22 protein-coding genes and 1 tRNA gene are annotated in these 23,697 nt (G+C 63.7%); 20 read left to right on the forward strand and 3 right to left on the reverse strand.

Annotated elements, in window-relative coordinates:
• Nucleotides 1-156 precede the first annotated feature (156 nt).
• Nucleotides 157-558, reverse strand: a complete 402-nt coding sequence (locus IPN92_05355) for a hypothetical protein (protein ID MBK8637725.1) — start codon at nt 556-558, stop codon at nt 157-159.
• Nucleotides 559-1,032: 474 nt separating this feature from the next.
• On the opposite strand from IPN92_05355, the gene IPN92_05360 reads away from it, so the two are divergent.
• The 17 genes from IPN92_05360 to IPN92_05440 all read left to right on the forward strand — a co-directional run bounded on the left by IPN92_05360 (nt 1,033) and on the right by IPN92_05440 (nt 13,829).
• Complete coding sequence (locus IPN92_05360) at nt 1,033-1,335, forward strand: hypothetical protein (GenBank protein MBK8637726.1); 303 nt, start codon at nt 1,033-1,035, stop codon at nt 1,333-1,335.
• A gap of 128 nt (nt 1,336-1,463) precedes the next feature.
• Nucleotides 1,464-1,691: a hypothetical protein gene (locus IPN92_05365; protein ID MBK8637727.1), complete on the forward strand. Its 228-nt coding sequence runs from the start codon at nt 1,464-1,466 to the stop codon at nt 1,689-1,691.
• A gap of 20 nt (nt 1,692-1,711) precedes the next feature.
• Entirely contained in the window at nt 1,712-2,389 is a 678-nt protein-coding gene (locus IPN92_05370) for a response regulator transcription factor (protein MBK8637728.1), read from the forward strand.
• A gap of 124 nt (nt 2,390-2,513) precedes the next feature.
• On the forward strand, nt 2,514-3,881 hold the full coding sequence (locus IPN92_05375) for a two-component sensor histidine kinase (protein ID MBK8637729.1): 1,368 nt from the start codon (nt 2,514-2,516) through the stop codon (nt 3,879-3,881).
• A 139-nt stretch (nt 3,882-4,020) separates the two neighbouring features.
• Nucleotides 4,021-4,680, forward strand: coding sequence for a uracil-DNA glycosylase (locus IPN92_05380; GenBank protein MBK8637730.1), 660 nt, complete (start codon nt 4,021-4,023; stop codon nt 4,678-4,680).
• A gap of 22 nt (nt 4,681-4,702) precedes the next feature.
• On the forward strand, nt 4,703-6,544 hold the full coding sequence (gene uvrC / locus IPN92_05385) for an excinuclease ABC subunit UvrC (protein MBK8637731.1): 1,842 nt from the start codon (nt 4,703-4,705) through the stop codon (nt 6,542-6,544).
• Nucleotides 6,545-6,546: 2 nt separating this feature from the next.
• The gene (gene pgsA, locus IPN92_05390; GenBank protein MBK8637732.1) at nt 6,547-7,113 is read left to right on the forward strand and encodes a CDP-diacylglycerol--glycerol-3-phosphate 3-phosphatidyltransferase; all 567 of its coding nucleotides are present in this window, start codon (nt 6,547-6,549) and stop codon (nt 7,111-7,113) included.
• Nucleotides 7,114-7,240: 127 nt separating this feature from the next.
• A tRNA-Gly gene (locus IPN92_05395) sits at nt 7,241-7,315 on the forward strand.
• Nucleotides 7,316-7,628: 313 nt separating this feature from the next.
• Entirely contained in the window at nt 7,629-8,261 is a 633-nt protein-coding gene (locus IPN92_05400) for a hypothetical protein (protein ID MBK8637733.1), read from the forward strand.
• Nucleotides 8,262-8,666: 405 nt separating this feature from the next.
• Nucleotides 8,667-8,831 (forward strand): light-harvesting protein, encoded by a 165-nt coding sequence (locus IPN92_05405; protein MBK8637734.1) that lies wholly within the window; start codon nt 8,667-8,669, stop codon nt 8,829-8,831.
• Nucleotides 8,832-8,841: 10 nt separating this feature from the next.
• Complete coding sequence (locus IPN92_05410; protein MBK8637735.1) at nt 8,842-8,985, forward strand: light-harvesting protein; 144 nt, start codon at nt 8,842-8,844, stop codon at nt 8,983-8,985.
• A 420-nt stretch (nt 8,986-9,405) separates the two neighbouring features.
• The gene (locus tag IPN92_05415; protein MBK8637736.1) at nt 9,406-10,053 is read left to right on the forward strand and encodes a hypothetical protein; all 648 of its coding nucleotides are present in this window, start codon (nt 9,406-9,408) and stop codon (nt 10,051-10,053) included.
• A 341-nt stretch (nt 10,054-10,394) separates the two neighbouring features.
• Nucleotides 10,395-10,559 carry a light-harvesting protein gene (locus IPN92_05420; GenBank protein MBK8637737.1) on the forward strand — a complete coding sequence of 55 codons (165 nt, stop codon included), beginning with the start codon at nt 10,395-10,397 and terminating at the stop codon, nt 10,557-10,559.
• A 10-nt stretch (nt 10,560-10,569) separates the two neighbouring features.
• Complete coding sequence (locus tag IPN92_05425; GenBank protein MBK8637738.1) at nt 10,570-10,713, forward strand: light-harvesting protein; 144 nt, start codon at nt 10,570-10,572, stop codon at nt 10,711-10,713.
• 117 nt (nt 10,714-10,830) lie between these two features.
• Complete coding sequence (locus IPN92_05430) at nt 10,831-12,300, forward strand: PucC family protein (protein MBK8637739.1); 1,470 nt, start codon at nt 10,831-10,833, stop codon at nt 12,298-12,300.
• 12 nt (nt 12,301-12,312) lie between these two features.
• Nucleotides 12,313-12,819, forward strand: a complete 507-nt coding sequence (gene def, locus IPN92_05435; GenBank protein ID MBK8637740.1) for a peptide deformylase — start codon at nt 12,313-12,315, stop codon at nt 12,817-12,819.
• A 254-nt stretch (nt 12,820-13,073) separates the two neighbouring features.
• On the forward strand, nt 13,074-13,829 hold the full coding sequence (locus tag IPN92_05440) for a peptidase (GenBank protein MBK8637741.1): 756 nt from the start codon (nt 13,074-13,076) through the stop codon (nt 13,827-13,829).
• Here the strand turns inward: IPN92_05440 and IPN92_05445 are convergent.
• Both IPN92_05445 and IPN92_05450 read right to left on the reverse strand, forming a co-directional pair.
• Entirely contained in the window at nt 13,792-14,793 is a 1,002-nt protein-coding gene (locus IPN92_05445) for an alpha-E domain-containing protein (protein ID MBK8637742.1), read from the reverse strand. The genes IPN92_05440 and IPN92_05445 overlap by 38 nt on opposite strands.
• Nucleotides 14,793-16,244, reverse strand: coding sequence for a circularly permuted type 2 ATP-grasp protein (locus tag IPN92_05450; GenBank protein ID MBK8637743.1), 1,452 nt, complete (start codon nt 16,242-16,244; stop codon nt 14,793-14,795). The genes IPN92_05445 and IPN92_05450 overlap by 1 nt, the downstream gene beginning before the upstream one ends.
• Before the next feature lie 390 nt (nt 16,245-16,634).
• Here IPN92_05450 and IPN92_05455 point away from each other — a divergent pair, with 390 nt between their 5' ends.
• The 3 genes from IPN92_05455 (at nt 16,635) to IPN92_05465 (ending at nt 23,697) form a co-directional block, all read left to right on the forward strand.
• Nucleotides 16,635-20,165, forward strand: a complete 3,531-nt coding sequence (locus IPN92_05455; GenBank protein MBK8637744.1) for a transglutaminase family protein — start codon at nt 16,635-16,637, stop codon at nt 20,163-20,165.
• A gap of 86 nt (nt 20,166-20,251) precedes the next feature.
• Entirely contained in the window at nt 20,252-22,735 is a 2,484-nt protein-coding gene (locus IPN92_05460) for a circularly permuted type 2 ATP-grasp protein (GenBank protein ID MBK8637745.1), read from the forward strand.
• 59 nt (nt 22,736-22,794) lie between these two features.
• Nucleotides 22,795-23,697: a transglutaminase family protein gene (locus IPN92_05465; GenBank protein ID MBK8637746.1), complete on the forward strand. Its 903-nt coding sequence runs from the start codon at nt 22,795-22,797 to the stop codon at nt 23,695-23,697.

Raw genomic sequence — 23,697 nt, forward strand, 5'->3', positions numbered from 1 at the left:
TCTCGGGGGGCCGGACAATCGCTGGGTATATTTTGGATTCAGTCTCCCGCTGAATGTCTCCGGAAAGAGCTATTTCTGCTTCTCCTAATGGGCAATCCCAGGGGCGGCTATCGGAATTCCGGCCAACTCGCCGCTCCAGACAAAACCCCTGTTCCGTCACCAGCCCTGGCGGTTGTATCCGCCCCCATAGCCCCTCGACCCGCCTCTCCGCATCATTTGCGCGTGCAGAGCGCGCTGTTCCGGCGTCAGGATCGCATCCACTTGCGCCCTCGTGGCATATCGGCTGTTCTGCTGTTCCTCCAGGATGTCCCTGACCTGGCCTTGCTGCTGGGGACTCAACCCCAGCATTTGGGTCATGCGCTGGACTCTGAAATCGATCCCGGCCAAGCCTCCGCCACCGCCGGGACCGGGACCACCACTGCCCATACAGGGCGCGCCTGACATCATGCCGCAGCCTCCAGGCCCCGGTCCGGGACCATAGCCGCTAAGGGGTTGTGCCACGGTCGAGGTCGCGATCGCCATCAGGATGATGGCGCTGGCAAGTGTTGATTTTTTCATGATTCTTCTCCGTTGGTGTGATCAAAGGCCTCGTTGCCTCGAGCCGGTGGGTCGGGTTTGGACTGGGTGCCCCCTACCCCGGCAGGGAGCCTGGTGCCTTACCGTCAGGAATAAGGATGTGCCATGACCGAGGGTAGTTTGTGCAGTAAGGATGGAAAATCGGTGCAACCTTGATACCCCTTTCGGGGAGGGACTGGCCGTAACGGAGTTCCGAGTCTGAGCGGGGGGATGTCGCTAGGGCATCCAAGCGTTTCCTGTTGTTTCAGTCGGATTTCAGGCTGACTCAATGCGGTCGTGGGGTCTCATCAGGTTCGTCCCTTAAAGAATGCCAGGATCATGGCGTGCCGGTCACAAGGGACGCATTTAGGTTGGCGGGTCTTGGCCTTGGTTCAGCTTGGGTTCAGGCATGGCGCGCTAGGATGCTTGCCAACGGTGAGGGCATCGGGCCCCGCCGAACCCCAGAGGAGAATCATCATGAGCACGAAAACGACATCGATGGGATGGATGACGGTGGCTTTGCTGGCTGGGGCCCTGACCTTGCCCGGCCTGGCCCAAGCGGATCGAGGCGATGGCCACGGATACGGCAACCAGCGGCATCACCACGAGCACCGTGGACATCGGCGGCACCACGATCATGGTCACCATGGCTACTGGGACAGGGACAGGCGGGTCGTGGTGGTCCGCGAACCCGTCTATGTACAGCCCCGCCCGGTGGTGGCCCCCTTGTGGGCCCCGCTCGCCAGCGGTGTCACGGTCATTCTCCGCAGCGACTGGTAGCGGATGTTTTTTGGGCGGCCGGGCTGCGCGGGGCAATTTGGCTGTGATAGATTTGCCGATACCCGCCCTGTACCAGCGTTGGAGATACCTCCATGCCACCTAGCCCTTTACCCCTGGTCCTGTTAGCCCTGGTCGCCCTGGCGGGGTCCGGCGCGGCCAGCGCGGCCGCGCCGGGGATAGGCCTCGCGGGCCAGGGCGGGGGGGCTGCTTCCGCCGCCCAGGCGGCGGAGCAGGTCCGCCGCCAAACGGGCGGCAAGGTCCTCTCGGTACGGGAGAAGGGCGGGGGTTACGAGGTCAAGGTGCTGACGCCCTCGGGTGAGGTGCGCGGCGTCTTCATCCCGGCGAGCGGGCGCTAGGACGCCAGATACCCAGATCCATGCGCATCCTGGTAATCGAGGACGAGGTGGCCCTGCGCGGCCAGCTCATGGCGCGCCTGACTGCGGAGGGCTATTGGTGCGAGGCGACGGGGGATGGCGCCGAGGGGCTCTATCTGGCCAGCGAGTATCCCTTTGACGTCGCCTTGGTGGATCTGGGCCTGCCCACGATCTCGGGGATCGAGATCATCCGCGGCTTGCGGGCTGCCGGCAGCTTGCTGCCGATCCTGGTGCTGACCGCTCGCGGTCGTTGGCAGGATAAGGTTGAGGGGCTGGAGGTGGGTGCCGACGACTACCTCGCCAAGCCCTTTGAGATAGATGAGTTGGTGGCGAGGTTGAGGGCCTTGTTGCGGCGTGCCCATGGGGCCGCGACCCAGGAGTTGCGTGCGGGCCCGGTGCGACTCGACCGCGCTACCCAGCGGGTGTGGGTCGGGGAGCGGCTGGTGGAGCTCACGGCCTTTGAGTTCCGCCTGCTGGAGCACCTGATGACACGGCGCGGTCGTGTCCTGTCCAAGCGCGAACTGGCGGACTACCTCTACCCCCATGACGAGGATCGCGACAGCAATGTGCTGGAGGTCCTGCTCGGGCGGTTGCGGCGCAAGCTGGATCCGGATGGCCAGTTGGCCCCCATCGAGACCCTGCGTGGCCGGGGTTACCGTTTTACGTTGGGGGAGCCGTGAGAAGGCCGGTCCGGCTGAGTCAAGGCGCTGTTATCACCCCGGCCTTGAGCAGGGATTCGCACCCTCGTGGCCTGGGGGTGACGAGCAGGGGCGGGGCATCGCGCCTTGCCGGGTACGGCCGCGCTTGAGCTCCCTGCGGGCGCGGGTGACATGGGCCGCGGCCCTCGTAATGCTGGTATTTATGGCGCTGACGAGCCTGGCTTTGGAACAGGCCTTCCAGGCCAGTGCCGGCGCGGCCCGCGAGGAGCGCCTGCTGGGACAGATCTACCTCCTGATGGCCGCGGCGGATGTGGACGATGATGGCTTGACCCTCCCGCGCGACCTGGCAGAGGCGCGCTTCAGCCTGTTAGGTTCCGGTCTCTACGCCCAGGTCGCCGACGCAAGGGGTGAGCCGGTGTGGCGCTCCCTTTCCGCCCTCGGCGAGAACATCCCCTTCGAGCACCAGCTTGGCCCCGGGGTGCGCCGTTTCCAGATGGCGCAAGAGGCACAGGGTCGCGCCTTCTTCGTGGAGGGCTTTGGCGTCACCTGGTCCATCGGGCCGACCCCCAGGGATTACACCTTCAGCGTGGCGGAGGACCTGGGGCCCTACGAGGAGGAGCTGGCCCGATTTCGGGTCCACCTCTTCACCTGGCTGGGCGCTATGTCCCTGGTCTTGCTGGCCACCCTCCTGGTGGCCCTGCGCTGGGGGCTTGGCCCCTTGCGGCGGGTGGCCGCCGAGGTGGCCGCCGTGGAGGCTGGCCGCCAGGAGCGGCTGCACGGCGCCTACCCGAGGGAACTGCGTGCCCTGACCGAGAACCTCAACGCCCTGCTGGCCCACGAGGCGGCGCGTCAGGGCCGGCTCGGCAATGCCCTGGCCGATCTGGCCCATAGCCTCAAGACGCCCCTGGCCGTGATGCGCGGCGCTCTTGGCGAGCAGAGTGAGGCGCCGGTGGGGGCCGAGGAGGCACCGACCGCGAATCCGTCGCCGAGAGCCGTCATGGCAGAGCAGATCCGCCGCATGGACGAGATCATCAGCTACCAACTGGAGCGAGCCCGGGGCCGCCCAGCCGCCCCCCTATCGCGACCCATTCCCCTGGCCTCGACCGTTGAGCGTCTCCTGGCGACCCTAACCAAGCTCCATGCCGAGCGCCTGGTTAGCGTGGAACGGGATCTGGAGCCTGGGCTCAGCTTCCGCGGGGCTGAGGGCGATCTCCTGGAGGTGGTGGGAAACCTGCTCGACAACGCCTTTAAGTGGTGCCGTCACCGGGTCCGGATCGGGGCCCGCCGCGAAAGCGGGCTAGTGGTGTTATGGGTGGAGGACGATGGCCCCGGCATTAGCGCCGAGCAGGCGCGGGGGTTGGGCGAACGCGGGGCCCGCCTGGACCTGGCTACCCCTGGACATGGCATCGGGCTGGCGGTGGCGCGGGAGATCTGCGCCGCCTACGGCGGGGATCTGGCTATCGTCCGGAGCCCGCTGGGGGGAGCCCGCATTCGTGTCCGGTTGGGGGGCTGATCGCGAGTCGGGCTGGATAAGCCCAGCAGAGCAGGCCCGGCCGTTGAGGTTCCCCTGGATCCCGTGGCTCCCCTGGGTTTGGTACGGTCGGGCCTAGGCTTTATGCTGTGAGCCATGCTCGCTAAACCCCGTTGTCCTGATGCCCCATTCCGAAATTCCTATCCCGGCGGCCTGGTTCAACCCTGGCTGCCGCCGCTGTCCCCGTCTGGCCGGTTTTCTGGACGAGGTCAGGGGCCGACATCCCGCTTATAATGCCGCCCCCGTCCCCCCTTTTGGCGCTCGGGAGGCCAGGCTTCTGGTGGTGGGGTTGGCCCCCGGGCTTCATGGAGCCAATGCCACGGGACGCCCTTTTACCGGCGATCATGCCGGTATCCTGCTATACGAGACCCTGTACGCTTTCGGCTTCGGTAGCCTGCCGGTCTCCCGTGCCCGGGACGATGGACTCCAGCTGATCGGCTGTCGCATCACCAACGCCGTCAAGTGCCTGCCGCCGGAGAACAAGCCGACAGGGTTGGAGGCCCGCCAGTGCAATGGCTACCTGAGGGCGGAGCTGGCGGACCTGGATGCGGGCGCCGTGGTGCTGGCCCTGGGGCGGCTGGCCCATGGGGCCGTGCTGACCGCCCTGGGACTCAAGCAGAAGGATTATCCCTTTGCCCACGGCGCCGGGTATGTCCTGCCTGGGGGGCTGCGGCTGCTGGACTCCTATCATTGCAGCCGCTACAACACCCAGACCCGTCGGCTGACGACCGAGATGTTCCGCGCCGTGGTGGGTCAGGCGCGGGACTGGGTGGCGGCCTGATTCGGACGCCCGGCCGAGGCTGATGTCCAACTCCGATCCCGTCGATCCCGCCGACCCCCGCCGCCTCCTGAGGCAGATTCCCGAGACTCCGGGCGTCTATCGCATGCTGGATGGCGGGGGGAAGGTACTGTACGTGGGGAAGGCCAAGGACCTGCGGCGCCGGGTGTCGAGCTATTTCGGCCGTGCCCACAACCGGCGCATCGAGCTCATGGTCTCCCTGATCCGGGACATCGAGGTGACCGTGACCAGCACCGAGGGTGAGGCCCTGCTGCTGGAAAACAACCTCATCAAGTCCCTGCAGCCGCGCTTCAACGTCCTGCTGCGGGATGACAAGAGTTATCCCTATATCCGTCTGACGGTCCGCGACCCCTTCCCGCGCCTGACCTTTCATCGTGGTTCGACCAAGGGGCGCGACCGCTTCTTCGGCCCCTTCATCAGCGGCTGGGCGGTGCGGGAGACCCTGCATCTCCTCCAGAAGATCTTCCCGGTGCGCCAGTGCGAAGATGCGGTGTTCCGGAACCGGTCACGGCCTTGCCTCCAGTATCAGATCAAGCGGTGCAGCGGGCCCTGCGTCGGGCTGGTGACACCCGAGGACTATGCCCAGGATGTGCGGCATACCATCCAGTTTCTGGAGGGCCGCACGGACGAGGTCATTGGCGAGCTGGCGGGGCGCATGGAGGCCGCCGCCGTGGCCCTCGACTTCGAGCGTGCCGCCGTGCTGCGTGACCAGATCAAGACCCTGCGTGGCATTCAGCAGCGCCAGTATGTGAGCGGCCAGGGCGGCGACCTGGATATCGTTGCTTGTGCCAGTGGCGGCGGCTTGACGTGCGTCCAGGTCTTCTACATCCGTGCTGGGCGTAACCTGGGCAATAAGGCCTTCTTCCCGCGGGTGCCCGAGGGCATGGAAGAGGCCGGTATCATCGCCGCCTTCCTGACACAGTTTTATGTAGACAAGGCGGTGCCGGCGGTGATTCTGGTCAGTGCCGAGCCCGAGGAGCGCGAGCTTCTGGAGACGGCCCTGGGCGAGCGGGCCGGGCATAAGGTGGTGATCAGGAACCGGGTACGGGGGGAGCGGGTCCATTGGCTCGACCTGGCCCGCGACAACGCCAGGGTGGCCCTGGCGTCGCGCCTCGGCAGTCAGGCCGGCTATGCCCAGCGGCGCGAGGCCCTGCGTCTGGCCCTGAATCTGGAGGCCCCCCCGCTGCGCCTGGAGTGTTTCGACGTCAGCCATACCAGCGGCGAGCGGACGGTAGCCTCCTGCGTGGTCTTTGGGACCGACGGCCCCCTCACATCCGACTATCGCCGCTTCAATATCGAGGGGGTGACGCCGGGCGACGACTATGCAGCCATGCACCAGGCCCTGAGCCGACGCTATGCCCGCGTCAAACAGGGCGAGTTTCCCGTGCCGGATGTGCTCTTCATCGACGGCGGGCGCGGTCAGCTGGCCCAGGTGGAGGCGGCCTTGAGGGAACTGGCGATCACGGGATTGACCCTGATCGGCGTCGCCAAGGGGCCGGATCGGCGTCCCGGCGCCGAACAGCTGTGGTTGTCCGGTCGGGATACGGCCGTTATACTGCCGGCCGATTCCCCCGCCATGCACCTCATCCAGCAGATTCGCGACGAGGCGCACCGCTTCGCGATCACCGCCCACCGCCAACGTCGCGCCAAGGCGCGCACGGTCTCCGTTTTGGAGGAAATCGCTGGGATTGGCCCCAAGCGCCGTCAGCGGCTATTGCGCGAATTCGGCGGTATTCAGGCCTTGGAGGGCGCCGCGGTGGAGGACATCGCCCAGGTCGAGGGCATCAGTCGCCAGTTGGCCCAGCAAATCTTCGAGGCCATTCACCCCGCGAGTCAGAGGCCCTAGGCATGTGGAACGTCCCCAACATCCTGACCCTGCTGCGTATCTTCCTGATCCCGGTCTTCGTGGGCTTTTTCTACCTGCCCTTCACCTGGGCACGCCTGGCCTGCGCCCTGGTCTTTGGCCTGGCCGCCCTCACCGATCTGGTGGATGGCTATCTGGCCCGCCGCTGGGGTCAGACCTCGGCTCTGGGGGCCTTTCTCGATCCCGTCGCCGACAAACTCATGGTCGCCGTGGCCCTGGTCCTGCTGGTCGAGGCCGACCCTCGTCCCCTGCTGGCCCTGCCCGCGGCGGTCATCATCGGCCGCGAGATCACCGTCTCCGCCCTGCGCGAATGGATGGCGGAGTTGGGGGTACGCGCCCGGGTCGCCGTCTCCCAGGTCGGCAAATTCAAGACCACGGCGCAGATGATTGCCATTCTGATCCTCATCCTGGGTAAGGCCCCCTGGGGCCTGCCAATTTATGAACCCGCGCTGGGTCTGCTGTATCTCGCCGCGGCCCTCACCCTCTGGTCCATGTTCATCTACCTCCGCGCGGCCTGGCCTAGCCTCACCCATTCCGGCGCGAGCCGTTAGTCGGGGGTTCGGGGCCGATGGGGCGTCGCGAAATTTCAGCCGTGAGGCTTGACACCCCAGCGAGCATCCGTAAAATGCGGGGCTCTTGATCAAGAGTTGGGTACAACCCTTGGTCGAGGTGTTCAAAGCGGGAATAGCTCAGTGGTAGAGCACAACCTTGCCAAGGTTGGGGTCGCGAGTTCGAGCCTCGTTTCCCGCTCCAAATTCAAAAGCAAACGGCGATCCTCGGGTCGCCGTTTTTTTTGCGTCGCTTTTTGTCATGCCGAAGATCGCGGCCCGCGCTTCTTGTCTCCTCCTGCTCTCCGCGTGGGGGGTCTGTACAAAGCTGAAATAGGCTTGCCGGGCGGCAACTCCCCTGTCTTTTCCCTTTGTGGCGATTTAACGAATCTGTAAATCCGCTACTTCCTTGGCTCTGTTGCGAGGAGTAATCTATTCTGCGTGTGCGATTGCGAGGCGCGGGCGCGCCCCTGCCGCCACGGTGAATCTCCCCCCGCAAATACTTCTGGAGAGCGAATATGATCTATGTACGGATGTATAAAACCGAACAGCAGGCGCGTGATGTCGTCAGGAAACTTGAGGAGGATGGTTTTCCCGAAGAGACCATCTTTCTGGTGACATCGGCGTCTGGCGGCATTGGGCCATCGGTCGGAAGTATTTCAGACGCGATCGCCGCGGGGTATGTGCTGGGCAGCGATGCCAAAGTCTATGCCCAGGGCGTGGAGCGCGGCCTGACACTCGTGCTGATCCGCGCGGGTTTCGGTCACGGCCAGTCGGCGGTCAATATCCTGGACAGTGGCGGGCCTGTCGAGACCGAGCTTCTGCCGCCGCCACGGCTATCGGTTGACTATGACGATGCCGCGCCCTTGTCCCGTTCCTTCCAGTGGGAAGTGCTGAAGCAAAACCAGCCGGCGCCCTTCTCCGCATGGCTGGGTATTCAGCCTATTGCCCCTAGCTCGATCTTTGATCGGTCATTTGGTTTCCCCGTGCTGAACAATAAGGCGGCGCCCCTCTCGTCACTCTTCGGTCTCAAGACGCTGTCAGGTGATGCGGGCCCGGGTGAGGCGAGCTTTGGCTTGCCGCTGCTGTTGGCCGATCCGGCGCCACTATCCTCCAAGTTGGGTCTCCCCCTGCTTACCAGCCAAGGCTGATTCTCCCTACATGGAGGGGACGCTGCCCTCCAGCGGCCTTCCCTCCAGGCGTTATGCCATCTTTATAGATATTAATCAGTTGCTTATGACTGCATGGCCGGGAAAACCGACTGCTGCAAGGTTTTTTCGGCCTTCGGTTTAAGTGTCAACCAAGATTGACACTTACGATAGACAAGTTTTGTTGACAAGGGCCCCCGACGTTTGTAGGATGCATCTCAGGGACGGAAGAGGTTAAGCCGCTTCACATCCCTCCCGATCCATGGCAAGGCCCCTTTTGGCCCTGCCCCGCGCCAGGCATGAAGTGCTCTTTCGACTTCCAAGGGTGCGGTAAGGAGTAATCCCCCGTGCGGGGTTCGCACGATGTCGAGGTTGGTTGAGACCTCTTTTTGTCCTTGGAGAATGCACATGGCAACTGATCTGAACGATCCGGACCGGGTATGGCCCACCGGGCTCACTATCAAAGAGTCGGAAGAGCTTCATAAACACGTTATCGACGGTACCCGGGTGTTCTTTGTGATCGCCCTGATTGCACACGTCCTTGCGGCGTTCCTGACCCCGTGGCTTGGCTGAGGAGAAGATCATGAACCAGGGTAGAATTTGGTGTGTCGTTAAACCCACTGTTGGCCTGCCGCTGTTGCTGGGCTCGGTCGCCGTGATCGCGTTGCTGGTGCATTACGAGATCCTCTCCAACGTCAAATGGTTCGCCGCCTATTGGGGTGGTTAGATCTCTCGGCCTCTCCCGCGGGAGTCTGGCCTATAGGGGTCGGGGTCGGCCAAACCCGACCCCCTTTAAATCATCTGAGATAGATGTCGGTGGGGACTTATTGGGCGAGTAACCAGAAATCGCAAGAGCCGTTTTCCTCGGGCTTTTGCTTTAAAGTATTTCAGGTTCAAACCTACGTTGCCGTGCCCTGGGTTACTGGCGTTTTCTTGGAAGTTGCTGATTAAATCGGTTTTTGGCCGAAAAATTTGATTTTAACCAATTGATTTTCAATTAGGCGATAGTGGCGAATTGAATTAAACCAGCGTTTCCCTGGGTTCGTCGTGAGGAGTATGCTGAAGTGAGTGTGCGACTGTGCGGCGCGGGTGGATACGCCCTGCCGCCAAAGCAAAATCTCCCTGCAACCTCTTCTGGAGACCTATCATGACCTACGTACGGATGTACGAAACCGAGCAGCAGGCGCTCGTCGCCTTCAACAAGCTGAAGGAGGATGGTTTCCCCAGCAACACCATCCTGCTGGTGACGCCCGGTGCTAATGCCGAGGCGGTGTTGGGGTTTACCCTGGGTAGCAGCGATGCCAAGATCCTGACGCAAAGTCTGGAGCGGGGTCGCTCGATCGTGTTGGTGCGCGCTGCCTTCGGCTTCGGCCAGGCCGCGATCAATATCCTGGAGAGTTGTGGCCCGGTCGATTCCCACCTTTTGGCGCCACCGATGGATACGGCTGCCTGGGAGGAGGCGGGTGCACCCCTTTCCACGGCCTTGCAGTGGCCGGTGCTGAAGCGCAATGAGCCGGCGCCCTTCTCGGACTTCCTGGGAATCCCCCTGATTTCGAGTTGCGAGGGCTCTGAACCCACTATGATCAGTAAATTTTCGGGATCTAGCCTCGAACTCTCTTTTGGCTACCGGCTGCTGAGCAGCAAGGCCGCGCCCCTCTCTTCATTGTTCGGCCTTGAGACCCTGATGGGTAAGGCGGGCCCGGCGGATTTCAGCTTCGGGCTGCCGCTGCGTATGGAAAATCCGGCACCGCTTTCATCCTTCTTTGGCCTCCCCCTGCTGACCAGCCAGCGTTGATTTTGCTGGCCTGGGGGTAACGCCGCTCCCCCGGCGTGACCTCCAGCGGGTGCTTACCCGTCCCGACCCAAGACTCGGTTCCATGATGCAATCCCTGCGGGCTCCGTTGGGCGCGGTTATTTCCGCGTGCCCGATCGTCAGCGGGTGTCAACCAAACCTGACACTTATGATAGACAAATCATGTTGACAACTTCTGGGGGTGTTCGTAAGATTCTTGCACAGGGCGGAAGAGGCCTCCCGTTAGCGAGAAGCCGCCGAATGCTGCTGATGGCAACCCTCCGTGCGAGGTTCGCACGACGCTCGAGGTTGATGAGACCTCTTAATGTCTTTGGAGAATACTAATGGCAACTGATCTGAACGATCCTGACCGGGTGTGGCCTACCGGACTTACGATTAACGAGTCTGAAGAGCTTCATAAACATGTCATTGATGGCGCGCGAGTCTTCTTCGCGATTGCTCTCGTGGCGCATGTGCTTGCGGCCGTTTTGACCCCCTGGCTAGGCTGAGGAGAAAATCATGAACCAAGGTAGAATTTGGTGTGTCGTTAAACCCACGGTCGGCTTGCCGCTGTTGTTGGGTTCGGTCGCGGTTATTGCCCTGCTCGTTCACTACGAAATCCTGACTCATGCGAAGTGGTTTGCCGCCTATTGGGGTGGCTAGGACCGTCAGCCTCTCTCTCACGGGAGGCTGTCAAGGGGGTCGGGTGCGGCCAATCCCGGCCCCGTGTTGTTTTTTAAAGGAATTATCACCGACGTGAACCGCATCGGCTATAAACTGATGACGTCGTGGGTTTCCCTTGGCCCGCGTTTCCTCCCCTTCGCGGACGTGGCCACGCCCGATCTCCCCCTCAGTCGATTGCTGCGGCTTTCGCTGTTCCAGGTTTCCGTGGGTATGGCCCTGGTCCTGCTGGTCGGGACCCTCAATCGCGTCATGATCGTTGAGTTGGGTGTACCGGCGTCCCTGGTTGGCATCATGCTGGCCATGCCGCTGATTTTCGCACCCTTCCGTGCCCTGATCGGCTTCCGCTCCGATACCCACCGCTGCGAGTTGGGCTGGCGGCGCGTGCCCTTTATCTGGAATGGCACCATGTTGCAGTTTGGTGGCTTTGCGATCATGCCCTTCGCGCTGCTCGTGCTGGCGGGCAAATTGCAGGCCGCCAATGCCCCGATCTGGATCGGCTTGGTTTCGGCAGGCCTGGCCTTCCTCCTCGTGGGCGCGGGTGTACACATTGTGCAAACGGCTGGGCTCGCGCTGGCGACGGACCTCACTCCCCCGGAGTCACATCCCAAGGTCGTTGGCTTGATGTATGTGATGTTGCTCGTTGGCATGATCGCCAGTTCCCTGATCTTTGGCGCCGCGCTGGCGAACTTCTCTCCGGGCCGCTTGATTCAAGTGATCCAGGGTGCCGCTGTCGCGACCATGTTGCTGAATCTCATCGCCATGTGGAAGCAGGAGACGCGACGGCCCCTCCGGGGTGCCCCTACGCCCACGGCCGATCCCAGCTTCCGCGAGTCCTGGTCGAGTTTTCTCCAGGGGGAGTATGCCCTGCGTCGCCTCGTGGTCGTTGGGATCGGCACCATGGCCTTCGGCATGGCCGACATCCTGCTTGAGCCCTTCGGCGGCCAGGTGCTCAATCTCACCGTGGGCACGACGACCAAACTGACGGCCTTGCTCGCCCTGGGTGGTTTGCTCGGCTTCGGCTGGGCCTCCCGTGTCCTGAGCCGTGGCGCGGATCCCTATCGCGTCGCCAATGTTGGCGCCATGATCGGGTTGCCTGCCTTTGCCCTGGTGATCATTGCCGCGCCCCTCGGGGCTACCAGTCTGTTCCTAGTCGGCAATTTCCTGATTGGCTTCGGGGGTGCCCTCTTTGGTCATGGGACCCTCACCGCGACCATGAATCGCGCCCCCCGTCATCAGGCCGGTCTGGCATTAGGCGCCTGGGGTGCCGTCCAGGCGACTGCGGCGGGCCTCGGTATGGCACTTAGCGGCACGATGCGCGATCTCGTCAATGCCTGGGTGGGGGCGGGTGATGGGCCTTGGGGCCTTGCGGGGACCGCCAGTGGCTATCTTCTCGTCTATGGGATCGAAATCGCCTTGCTGCTGGTCGCCATCCTAGCCGCGCTGCCTCTTATCCGGCGTGCATCGGCAAGCCGGGCCGGTGTGCTTTCTGCAGATAGCAGACTAGCCCTGGATGCGGTGGCGCCGGTGCCGCAAGCGGTTGATGCCCCCGGTAGCACGGCGGGTTAAGCGAGTTAAGGTATGGCTCTCCTAGCGATCCTGGAATACCCTGATCCGCGCCTGCGCCTGCTCGCGCAACCCGTGGAGGCCTTTGACGCCAGCTTGTGGCGTCTGGTCGATGATCTCTGCGAGACCCTAGGGGTTTCAAAGGGCATTGGACTTGCCGCCCCCCAGACCGGCGATCGTCGCCAGGTCCTGGTGATCGATCTCTCCGGAGGCGAGGCCGAACCGGAGGTCTACATCAACCCCGAAATCCTCGCCAGTACCATACCCTGCCTGGTGGAGGAGAGTTGTCTCTCCGTGCCGGGTGTCGTTGGCAACGTGGTCCGGTCGTCGCAGGTGCGCGTTCGGGCCTTCAGCCGGGAGGGCGAGGCGTTCGAGCGGGATCTCGAAGGGATGCCTGCCGTCTGTCTCCAACACGAGATGGACCACCTGGTGGGTAAGCTCTTTGTTGATCGCCTGTCACTGATGCGACGTCTTCGGTTTCGCTTCGGTGCTTCGGCAAGGGCACGCGCCAAGGCGGCCTAGTCCTTACCGCCTGACCCCGACATGGGGCATCGGGCACTCTCTCAGCGCATCCAGTCCCTCGACGGCCCTACCCTCAGGATAAGTTCTGGCAGGCTGGCGCTTACTTGGCGTGGCCATCACCCTTTCCCTCGTCAAAACGCCTGACCCAGGGTTCCGACCAAGCCCCAGCTAGTCGGGCCGGTCCAATCCCCCGTCCGCTGGTCCGCTTCTTGCCTTAAACTGTGCGTACCTGGTAATGGCTGAGGGCCGTCGCGATGACCTATTGTGTGGGAATTTCTGTTGATGCCGGTTTGGTTTTTGCTTCGGACTCCCGGACTAACGCGGGTTCGGACCAGGTGAGTTGCTACGGCAAGATGCACACCCTGGGCATTCCGGGGGAAAGGCAGTTTGTCATCCTGAGCGCGGGGAACCTGGCAACGACCCAGGCGGTGATTGCCCAACTGCGGCATGAGTTGAAGGATGATCCTGACTGCCCACTGAACAAGGCGCCTTATATGAATGAGGTGGCGGATTACATTGGCGAGGTTAGCCGCCTGCGGCAAAAGCGGCATCGGGACAAGGAGTCCCCTAACGCGGGTTTCAGCCCCGCCGCGAGTTTTATCCTGGGGGGACAGATCGCGGGAGAGGCGCCCTGCCTGCACATGATTTATCCCGAGGGCAACCACATCACCACCTCCCGGGCGACACCCTTCCTGCAAATCGGGGAGGCCAAGTATGGCAAGCCGATCCTGGATCGCATCATCGAGCAGAAATCAACCCTGGAGGACGCAGCGCGCTGCGCCCTGGTCTCCATGGACTCAACCATGAAGAGCAATGTCACCGTGGGGCCGCCGGTGGAATTGCTGCTCTACGAACGTGATTCCCTGGTGCTACGGATGTACCGCCGCCTGGACGAGCAGGATGCCTATCTCAACGCCCTGCGCGCCAGTTGGGCGGAAAATATCCGCTTGGCCATAGCCGCTCTGCCACCCTTTACGCTGGAGGCGACTGGCCAGCCACCTGGCGCATGAGGGCTGGACCAGCTGGACTCTCGGCCTGGTGTAAGTGCGTGAACCAGGTCTTGCGGATGCCTTCGTGGATGCTGGATATGCCTATTTGCAGGGCATCCAGCCCTTGATGCAGGCCAGGACCATCCAACTCGCCGGGTTTGATGTCATCGAGGTATTGGCGCGCCGCCCGGACCCGGCGGAGCATGTCACCATGCAGGGGCAGATTCCCCAGGCAGGCCTCGGCCTCGTCCAGACAGTGGCGGATAGAGCGGGGGAAGTTGCCATCATGGAGCAGGTAAGCGGCGACATCGGTATCGTTGACGGCAATCCGCAGGTCCTTGCGATACATCTGATAGGCCGAAAGGGCGCGCAGGATGCTGGTCCAGACATGGACATCGATCTTGCCCGTCTCGTCCCGGGACTGATAGCTCAAGGGGTGGCTCTGGGTGCCGATATCGATGACGCGGGAGGTCATGTCGGCCCGCTCCAGGTAACGTCCCAGATCGATGAACTCGTAGGCGTGACCGCGACTCATGACGCCGTGGAGCAGTCCGGTTAGTTGCTGGCAGCGGCGGATGACCCCGGTCAGGAAAACGAAGCGGCCACGGCGGGTCAGGGCCTCCATCACCTGGTCGGTGACGAAGAGGTGGAACTCGTTGATCTGTTCCCAGGCCGCGCCGGGTAACTCCTCACGAGAAGTCCGGCAGTTCTCCCGCGCCCAGGCGATGGAATTGATCAGAGAGCTCGGGTTGAAGGCATCCGCGAGGAGGAACTTGACCGTGTTGCGTTCATCCTGGCGCAGATAGTGCTCGGCGAAGAGTTCCTGTCCGCCGGTAATGACGGGCAAGGCCTTCCAGCCCAACTGGGCGCCTCGCGGCAGGTCCATCAGCAGAAAATGGTAGGTACTGACCAGGCGCGCCGTGTTTTCGGCGCGTTCGAGGTAACGCGCCAGCCAATAAATGCGTTCAGCAACTCGGGAGAGCATCAGGCTATCTCGCTATCGACGACCCAGGTGTCCTTACTGCCACCACCCTGGGATGAATTAACGACTAGGGAACCCCTTTTCATCGCCACCCGCGTCAGGCCGCCAGCGGTGACGTGAATATCACGTCCCTGGAGGATGAAGGGCCGCAAATCCAGATGACGCGGCTCCAGGGATCCATCACAGAGTGTCGGCGCGGTGGAGAGTTTTAGCGCGGGCTGACCGATGTAATTGCGAGGATTGGCCCCTAGCAAGACGGCAAACTCCTCTCGTTCCCGGGCCGTGGATTGAGGTCCAACGAGCATACCATAGCCTCCGGATTCGTTGGCGGGCTTGACCACCATGGTCTCCAGGTTCGCCAGAACCTGGTCCCGTTCCGCCTTGACGTGGCAGCGGAAGGTCGGCACATTGGGCAGCAGGGGTTCTTCCGCCAGGTAATAGCGAATGATATCAGGGACATAGGAATAGATGACCTTGTCGTCCGCCACCCCGCAGCCCGGGGCATTGGCCAGGGCGACCTTGCCCTGGCGCCAGGCCCGCATCAGTCCGGGCACACCGAGCATGGAATCGCGGTTGAAGACCTCCGGGTCCAGGAAGAGGTCATCCACGCGCCGGTAGATGACATCCACCCGCGTCATGCCCTGAATGGTCTGCATATAGACGCAGTCATCCTGATCCACGCGTAGGTCGGCCCCCTCCACCAATTGGGCGCCCATGCTGCGGGCCAGGAAGGCATGCTCGAAGTAGGCTGAATTGTAGATGCCGGGGGTGAGCACGGCGACCTGGTGGCGGGGACCCTTGGCGGGGGAGATGGATTGGAGCATCTCCAGCAGCCGGTCGGGATAGTCATCGACGGGCAAAATGTTCGTATTCTCAAAGAGTTCCGGCAGTACCCGCTTGGTGACCTCGCGGTTTTCAATCATGTAGGAGACGCCCGAAGGCACCCGCAGGTTATCTTCCAGGACATAGAGGATGCCGTCGGCATCCCGCACCAGGTCGCTGCCGCAGATGTGGGCCCAGACGCCGTGGGCAGGGTGGATACCAACGCATTCCTGGCGAAAGCCCTTGGAATTCGCGATGAGTTCCCTGGGCACCACGCCATCCTCCAGCACCTTTTGGGCGTGGTAGAGGTCGTCGATGAAGAGGTTGAGGGCCTTGAGGCGCTGTTTGAGGCCAGCTTCGACCCCCCGCCACTCGCTAAGGGGTAGTACGCGCGGAATGATGTCGAAAGGCCAGGCCCGGTCGATATTCTCGCCATCGCTATAGACGGTGAAGGTGACACCCTTATCGATAATCGCCAGCTCCGCATCGAGCTTGCGCATTTGCAACTCATCGTCCGACAGGGAGCGCAGCCAGGCGGTCAGGTTGGTCGCGGAGGGGCGAGGAATACCCGGGGAGCCGATGAGTTCGTCATAGCCCCCCTTCGGGTCGTAGAGATTCCAATCAATAGCCATGGTGCCATTCCCTCTCAGTAGTCTTAATTACCGGGGGTTTTGTTACCCTCTTGATATTAATAAGCAAGAGGGGTGCCAAGGTGCGGGGTCGGGGCGGTACGGACGATCGGTAAGGGATGAGTGGGGTCGGCGCGGCATCAGTGCCACGCTGACATCAGGGGGGGCAAGGCATCTATCCCCGTTTGCACCAAGTGAGGGTGCGTCGAGGAAGGTTGCGCCCTAAAAGCGTGCAAGCAGCATCACTTTGTGGGGCGAGGCGGGCGCCGGGTCCGCAACCAGGCTGGGTGGCCTTCATGCTGGTTGTGTGGGCGTGGATCTCCCATTGCGATGGCCCGGACCTTGCTAAATAAATCTTTGTGGGTACCTTGCCTGCCAGATCGGGAGAATCAATTGTCCATTCACGTCGCGCTCAATCACGTCACGCACTACCGTTACGACCGGTTGGCGTCCTTGTCGCCCCAGATCGTGCGGTTGAGACCCGCACCCCACTGCCGCACCCCTATCCTGAGCTATTCCCTGCGTGTCGAGCCGGCGGGGCACTTCATCAACTGGCAGCAGGACCCTTTTTCCAACTATCTGGCCAGGCTGGTATTTCCCGATCGTACCCAGGAGTTCAAGGTCACGGTGGACCTGGTGGCGGAGATGTCGGTCTACAACCCCTTCGACTTCTTTCTGGAACCGGAGGCGGAGCGCTACCCCTTCCGGTATGCCCCGGAACTGGAGCACGACCTGCTGCCCTATCTGATCAAGGGTGACTTGAAGCCGCGTTTCAAGGCCTTTGTGGCTAGCATCCCGCGCGACGAGGTGCGCACCATCGACTTCCTGGTGGAGCTGAACCAGCGCCTGCAGCGGGATATCACCTATTTGATCCGGCTGGAGCCCGGGGTGCAGACGCCGGAGGTGACGCTGGCCCATGGCTCCGGTTCCTGCCGTGATTCCGCCTGGCTGCTGGTGCAGACGCTGCGCCACATGGGTTTGGCCGCGCGTTTCGTGTCCGGCTATCTCATCCAGCTCAAGCCCGACGTCAAGTCACTCGATGGTCCCTCCGGGGCAGAAAGCGATTTTACCGACCTCCACGCCTGGTGCGAGGTCTATCTGCCCGGTGCGGGTTGGGTTGGCCTGGACCCGACCTCTGGCCTGCTCGCGGGGGAGGGGCACATTCCAGTGGCCTGTACCCCCGAGCCGGCAACGGCCGCCCCGGTATCCGGGGCGGTGGGTGAGTGCGAAGTCGAGTTCTCCCACCAGATGCAGGTGATGCGTATTCACGAGTCCCCCCGGGTGACCCAGCCCTATACCGATGACCAGTGGGAGCGGATCTCGGCGCTTGGCCAGGCGGTGGACGCGGAACTGGTGGCTGGCGACGTGCGGCTGACCATGGGTGGCGAACCGACCTTTGTGTCGGTGGATGACCGGGATGGCGCGGAATGGAATACGGACGCCCTGGGTCCTACCAAGCGGGGCCTGGCTACCGAACTGTTACATCGGCTGATGAGGCGCTATGCGCCAGGTGGCTTTTTGCACTTCGGCCAGGGTAAGTGGTACCCCGGAGAGCAACTGCCGCGATGGGCGCTCTCCATTTGCTGGCGCGCCGATGGCCAGCCCTGCTGGCATAACCCCGAACTGCTCGCCGACGAGCGCCATACCCATCGCTATACCGCCGCCGATGCCAAGGCCTTCATCATGGCTTTGACGCGGCGCCTCGATCTCGACACCCAGTATGTTCAGACCGGCTATGAGGATACCTGGTACTACCTGTGGCGCGAGCGCCGGCTGCCGATCAACGTGGACCCCTTCGACTCCAAGCTCGAGGATGAGCTCGAGCGCGTCCGCCTGCGGCGTATCTTTGACCAGGGGCTGGACAGCGTGGTGGGCTACCTGCTGCCCCTCAAGCGTGAGTTGATCGCGGGTGAAGCGGGGCCAAGCTGGATCAGCGGACCCTGGTTTCCCCGCGATGATCGCCTCTATCTGATCCCCGGCGATTCGCCGATGGGGTATCGGTTGCCGCTCGACTCCCTACCGTGGGCCAGCACCGAGGACCAGCCCTTTTCGATATCCCAGGACCCCTTCGCACCCTTTACCCCCTTACCCAGTGCCGCGGTACTGAGATCCCAGACGCGTTATGACGCCCGACATCTGGGGTACGGATTTGCCGAGGGCGGTGCCGTCGCCCTGCAAGGTCAAGAGGTGCCGGGATATTCCGGGACCGGTGACGGTGTTGGGGGCTCTGGACCCACAGCCGGCGAAGGCCGTTCCTCCCCGCACCACGCGACTAGCCCACGTGCGGAGACACCGGACACCTTGCCGGCGCGCCAGCAGTCGGCGGGCTGGATCATCCGCACCGCCCTCTGTGTCGAGGTGCGCGATCCCCAGCGTGCCAACGGCACCAAGGCCGAGACGGAGCATGGCGGCAAGAGCGCGGTGATGTTCGTCTTCATGCCGCCCCTCGAACATCTGGAGGACTACCTGGAATTAGTCACGGCCGTCGAGGCGACGGCCGCTGATCTGGACGTGAAGGTAGTCCTGGAAGGCTATCCGCCGCCGCGCGATCCGCGTCTGAAGTTGCTGCAGGTCACCCCGGACCCTGGTGTGATCGAGGTCAATATCCACCCGGCGCACAACTGGGGCGAGCTCGTTGATCACACCGAGTTTCTGTATGAGGCGGCTCATCAGTCGCGGCTCTCCACCGAGAAGTTCATGCTGGACGGGCGGCACACGGGCACGGGCGGTGGCAACCATTTCGTACTGGGCGGGGCGACGCCCGCCGACAGTCCCTTCCTACGCAGGCCGGACCTGCTCGCGAGTCTGTTGACCTACTGGCACAACCATCCCGCCCTGAGCTACCTCTTCAGCGGCCTCTTTATCGGCCCGACGAGTCAGGCGCCGCGCATCGACGAGGCGCGCAACGATCAGGTGTACGAAATCGAGATTGCCCTCGACGAGTTGGAGCGGCGGATGGCCCCCGCCAGTGGTGCCGCCGGCATTGCGCCTCCCTGGCTCGTGGACCGGTCGCTCCGTAACCTCTTGATCGATGCCTCGGGCAATACCCACCGTAGCGAATTTTGCATCGACAAGCTCTATTCGCCGGAGGGACCCACCGGCCGGCTGGGCCTGTTGGAGATGCGGGCCTTTGAAATGCCGCCTCATGCCAGGATGAGCCTGGCGCAGCAACTGCTATTGCGGGCCCTCTTGGCCTGGTTCTGGCGCGAGCCCTACCGGGGTGGCATCGCCACCCGCCTGACGCGCTGGGGAACCAGCCTCCATGACCGCTTTCTCTTGCCCACCTTTATCCAGATGGACTTCGATGACGTTATCATCGAGCTGCAACAAGCGGGTTTTGCCTTTGACGGGGCCTGGTTCGCCCCGCACTTCGAGTTCCGCTTCCCGGTGATGGGCGAGGTATCGGGCTGGGGTATTGGCCTGACGCTGCGCAGCGCCCTCGAGCCTTGGCATGTGATGGGCGAAGAGGATTCCGGCGGCGGCACGGTGCGCTTTGTCGACTCCTCCCTGGAGCGACTGGAACTCAAGGTTACGGGCCTTAACGATAACCGCCATGTGATTGCGGTCAATGGTCAGGCGGTGCCGCTGCAGCCCACCGGCCGCGCCGGCGAATACGTCTGCGGGGTGCGCTATCGCGCCTGGCAACCCTCATCCGCCCTGCATCCCACGATCGGCGTCCACGCCCCCCTGACCCTGGATATCGTTGACAACTGGCTGGGGCGTTCCCTTGGGGGCTGCCAATATCATGTGGCGCACCCCGGCGGGCTCAGTTACGAGACCTTTCCGGTGAACGCCTACGAGGCGGAAAGCCGGCGCTTGGGCCGCTTTTTCCGGTTTGGCCATACCCCTGGTACCTTGAAGGTGGAACCAGCGCGCGCTAGCCTGGAGTTCCCCTTCACCCTGGACCTGCGCCGGCGGCGCTAACGAGCTTGCCACCCCCGAGCATAAGCCCCGCGCCCCTGGCAACCGCGGGGACCCGCGCGCCCGCAGAGACGGCTGGCGGCGCCCTGATGCCCGCGATACCGGTCGAGGAGGGGGTCTGGGACGAACTGCGCTTACCGGTCGGGGCCCCGCGCCCCGTCTGGTCACGATTCCTGGGCCTGCTGCCCTCCCCGGCGGCGGGTCGCGGCCTGCCGGCGGACCTGGACCGCCGCCTGGCCCAGATCCATGAGCAGATTCAGCGGGATGGGGTTACCCATAACGTCTTCAGCGCCGATGGCGTGGCCACGCGCCCCTGGTCGCTGGAACTGCTACCACTCTTGATCGAGCCGAAGGACTGGGCGGAAATCGAGTCCGGTCTCGTGCAGCGCGCCGAGTTGTTGGAGGCGGTGCTGGCGGACCTCTATGGGGCGCGGCAACTCCTGCATAAGGGCCTCTTGCCTCCCGCCCTGCTGTTACGCCATCCTGGCTATGTGCGCGCCATGCACGGGGCGCGGCCCGCGGGTGGTCAACGACTGCTGATCGTGGCTTTTGATATCGCCCGCGGGCCCGATGGTGGCTGGTGGGTCGTCGCCCAGCGGACCCAGGGGCCTCCGGGCCTGGGGTATGTGCTGCACAACCGCTTGCTGGTCTCGGCGCAATTTCCCGACATCTTTCGGGAGATGCGGGTGCAGCACATCGCTAGCAGCTACCAGCGGTTGCTGAATGCGCTGGAGGGACCCGCGCGCGAGGCCGCCGGTGGTCACACGCCCCGCATCGTGCTCCTGACGCCGGGGCCCTACAGCGAGACCTGGTTCGAGCAGGCCTACCTGGCGCGCTACCTGGGCCTGCCCCTGGTCGAGGGCGGGGACCTGACCGTGCGCGGTGAGCACCTCTACCTGAAGACGGTGGAGGGCTTGGAGCCCGTGCATGGTGTGCTCCGCCGCGTGGATGACGACTGGTGCGACCCGCTGGTGTTGCGTCCGGACTCGGCGCTGGGGGTCCCTGGCTTGGTGGACGCCGCTCGCGCCGGCCATATCGTGATGGCTAATGCCCTGGGCAGCGCCTTCCTGGAGTCGCCCGCCATCCAGGGCTTTCTTCCCGGCATCGCGCGGCAGATCCTGGGGCAGAAGCTGTTGATGCCTTCCTTGCCGACCTGGTGGTGCGGGGAGCCCGCGGCCTGGGCCGATGTCAAGGGTCACCTGGAGGGCAAGCTGCTGCGCAGTACCTTCCCGGAGGCCGGCAGGACCTCCAAGGTTTTCGATCCCGTCCAGGCCGACGTCGAACTGGATCCGGACGCCTGGACGGTGCAGAGTCGCCTGCCCTTCTCGCGCGCACCCATCTGGGGTGAGGGCACCCTGACGCCACGCCCGGCCTTGTTGCGTGTCTATGCCATCGCCGATGGCCAAGGGCGCTGGCGGCTGTTGCCAGGTGGCATGACGCGCGTCGCCAAAGGCGCGGAGGCCAGCGTCTCGATGCAACGCGGCGGCACCAGTTTGGACACTTGGGTCCTGACAGATGGGCCAGTTGATCGCTTTTCCATGCTGCCGGGCCGGCTGTCCGTGGACGATGTACAGGGGCGGCGTCGCCCCGTCAGTAGCCGCACGGGTGAGAATCTGTTCTGGCTGGGACGCTACACGGAACGCACCGAGCATCTCGTGCGCCTCGCGCGCGCCACCCTGCGCCTGACCGCCGCCGATGGCATGACCCGCGGCGCCTTGTCCCACGCCCTGTCGCTACAGGGTGGGCGTGCCGGCCTGGTGCCCCCGGGAGTACCCCCTTTGGTGAAGGCCCCCCGTCTTTATGAACGCGCCCTGCTGGCGGGCTTGGCCGATGACCAGGATGCCTTCAGCATCGCCTTTAATCTGGGTGCCCTAGAGCGCACTTCTCATGCCTTGCGTGACCGGCTATCGCCCGAGCAGTGGGGCCTGATGCGGACGATGCGGGCCTCCTTCACCTCGTCACTCGCCCTGGCGGGTGGGGAATTACCCGCGCGGGGTCGGGTGCCCCCGGCACTGGATCGGCTGGCGTTGCAATTAGCGGCGGCCACGGGCGCCCAGTCCGATCGCATGATCCGCGATCATGGCTGGCGGTTCCTCACCGTGGGTCGCCTCCTGGAGCGGCTGGTTGGCCTCACCCAGTGCCTGGATGACTTCCTTGAAGCGGGGGCCCTGGGCAGCGCCGATGGCGTGGAAGCCCTGCTGGATCTTTTCGACAGTACCATCACTTACCGTGCCCGTTATCAGCGGCATGAGGACTTGCTGGCCCTGGTGGATCTACTGGTGCTGGAGGACACCAACCCCCGGGCCTTCGCGGGCGTGCTGCGGCGGTTGCGGACCGAACTTTCGAAGCTTCCCGGTAGCAAGCAGGCCCTCGCCCCCATCCAGTCATGGCTGCCACGCGCGGGCGTGGGATTTACGTTGCAGGACCTGCGCGATCTGGACGACGCCGGTCTGGTCAAGCTCTTGCTGGAGGTGGCGCGGCGCCTGAACCGCTTGGCGCTCCCCCTGGGCGAAGAGATTGGCCATCGCTATTTCGCGTTGGCGGACGGCATGGATCAGGTGCGGCACACATGAGCCAGGTAGACCCCACCCCCGGGACTGCCGGGTCCAGGCCCGCCGGGGATGCCCCTGGAGTGGTGGAGTTGGATGTCCTGCATGAGACCTGTTATGAGTACGAGGCGCCGGTCTCTCTCGCCCATCACCTCGCCTACCTGCGGCCCCTGGCCGACGCCCACCAGGCGCTGATTTCTTACGCCCTGGACCTGGACCCAGCCCCAGCTCAATGCCGCGATGGCACCGATGTCTTTGGTAACGCCTGTTGTCACTTCACACTCCAGCAAGCCCACCGGGTCCTGCGGGTGCGAGCTCATTCCCGGCTGCGGGTGTCGCCGCGATTTGGGTTGCTCCAGCCCGAGGCCGCGCCCGATTGGCGGCGGGTGCGTGATCGTTTGCGTTACGTCGCGCGCGCGCCCTTCGATCCAGCGGTGGAGTTCGTGCAACCCTCTCCCTATGTGCCGCGCCTGGAGGCACTGCGGGAGTATGCCCTGCCGTCTTTTCCCCCTGACCGGCCGGTGGCGGAGGCCGCACTGGACCTGATGCATCGCATCCATGCCGATTTCCGTTACGAGGCCCGTAGCACCGAGATAGACACCCCCCTGGAAGAGGCCTTTACCCAACGCCGGGGAGTTTGCCAGGACTTCGCGCACCTGATGGCGGGTGCCCTCCGCATGCTGGGGCTGCCCGCCCGCTATGTCAGCGGCTACCTACGCACTCATTCCGGGGAGGGTCCCGTCTTCGTCGGGGCGGACGCTTCGCATGCCTGGGTTCAGGTCTACGCGCCAGGTACGCCCGGCGTCCCCGTCGATGGCTGGCTGGACCTGGATCCGACCAACGATCTGGTGCCCGCGAGCGGCCATGTCCGCCTGGCGGTCGGTCGGGATTATGGCGATGTCGCACCCCTGCGGGGCGTGATTCGCGGGGGCGGTCATCATCGGCTGACGGTGGGGGTCACGACACGCCTGCTGGGACCGGTCTAG

This window comes from Chromatiaceae bacterium, assembly GCA_016714645.1.
In the GTDB taxonomy this organism is placed as follows: Bacteria; Pseudomonadota; Gammaproteobacteria; order Chromatiales; family Chromatiaceae; genus M0108.

Coding starts and splice junctions, on each gene's coding strand:
- uvrC (MBK8637731.1), top strand. CDS start 4,703: ATGTCCAACTCCGATCCCGTCGATCCCGCCGACCCCCGCCGCCTCCTG.
- IPN92_05445 (MBK8637742.1), bottom strand. CDS start 14,793: ATGCTCTCCCGAGTTGCTGAACGCATTTATTGGCTGGCGCGTTACCTC.
- IPN92_05355 (MBK8637725.1), bottom strand. CDS start 558: ATGAAAAAATCAACACTTGCCAGCGCCATCATCCTGATGGCGATCGCG.
- IPN92_05400 (MBK8637733.1), top strand. CDS start 7,629: ATGATCTATGTACGGATGTATAAAACCGAACAGCAGGCGCGTGATGTC.
- IPN92_05370 (MBK8637728.1), top strand. CDS start 1,712: ATGCGCATCCTGGTAATCGAGGACGAGGTGGCCCTGCGCGGCCAGCTC.
- IPN92_05415 (MBK8637736.1), top strand. CDS start 9,406: ATGACCTACGTACGGATGTACGAAACCGAGCAGCAGGCGCTCGTCGCC.
- IPN92_05420 (MBK8637737.1), top strand. CDS start 10,395: ATGGCAACTGATCTGAACGATCCTGACCGGGTGTGGCCTACCGGACTT.
- def (MBK8637740.1), top strand. CDS start 12,313: ATGGCTCTCCTAGCGATCCTGGAATACCCTGATCCGCGCCTGCGCCTG.
- IPN92_05360 (MBK8637726.1), top strand. CDS start 1,033: ATGAGCACGAAAACGACATCGATGGGATGGATGACGGTGGCTTTGCTG.
- IPN92_05430 (MBK8637739.1), top strand. CDS start 10,831: ATGACGTCGTGGGTTTCCCTTGGCCCGCGTTTCCTCCCCTTCGCGGAC.
- IPN92_05410 (MBK8637735.1), top strand. CDS start 8,842: ATGAACCAGGGTAGAATTTGGTGTGTCGTTAAACCCACTGTTGGCCTG.
- IPN92_05450 (MBK8637743.1), bottom strand. CDS start 16,244: ATGGCTATTGATTGGAATCTCTACGACCCGAAGGGGGGCTATGACGAA.
- IPN92_05405 (MBK8637734.1), top strand. CDS start 8,667: ATGGCAACTGATCTGAACGATCCGGACCGGGTATGGCCCACCGGGCTC.
- IPN92_05460 (MBK8637745.1), top strand. CDS start 20,252: ATGCCCGCGATACCGGTCGAGGAGGGGGTCTGGGACGAACTGCGCTTA.
- IPN92_05440 (MBK8637741.1), top strand. CDS start 13,074: ATGACCTATTGTGTGGGAATTTCTGTTGATGCCGGTTTGGTTTTTGCT.
- pgsA (MBK8637732.1), top strand. CDS start 6,547: ATGTGGAACGTCCCCAACATCCTGACCCTGCTGCGTATCTTCCTGATC.
- IPN92_05380 (MBK8637730.1), top strand. CDS start 4,021: ATGCCCCATTCCGAAATTCCTATCCCGGCGGCCTGGTTCAACCCTGGC.
- IPN92_05425 (MBK8637738.1), top strand. CDS start 10,570: ATGAACCAAGGTAGAATTTGGTGTGTCGTTAAACCCACGGTCGGCTTG.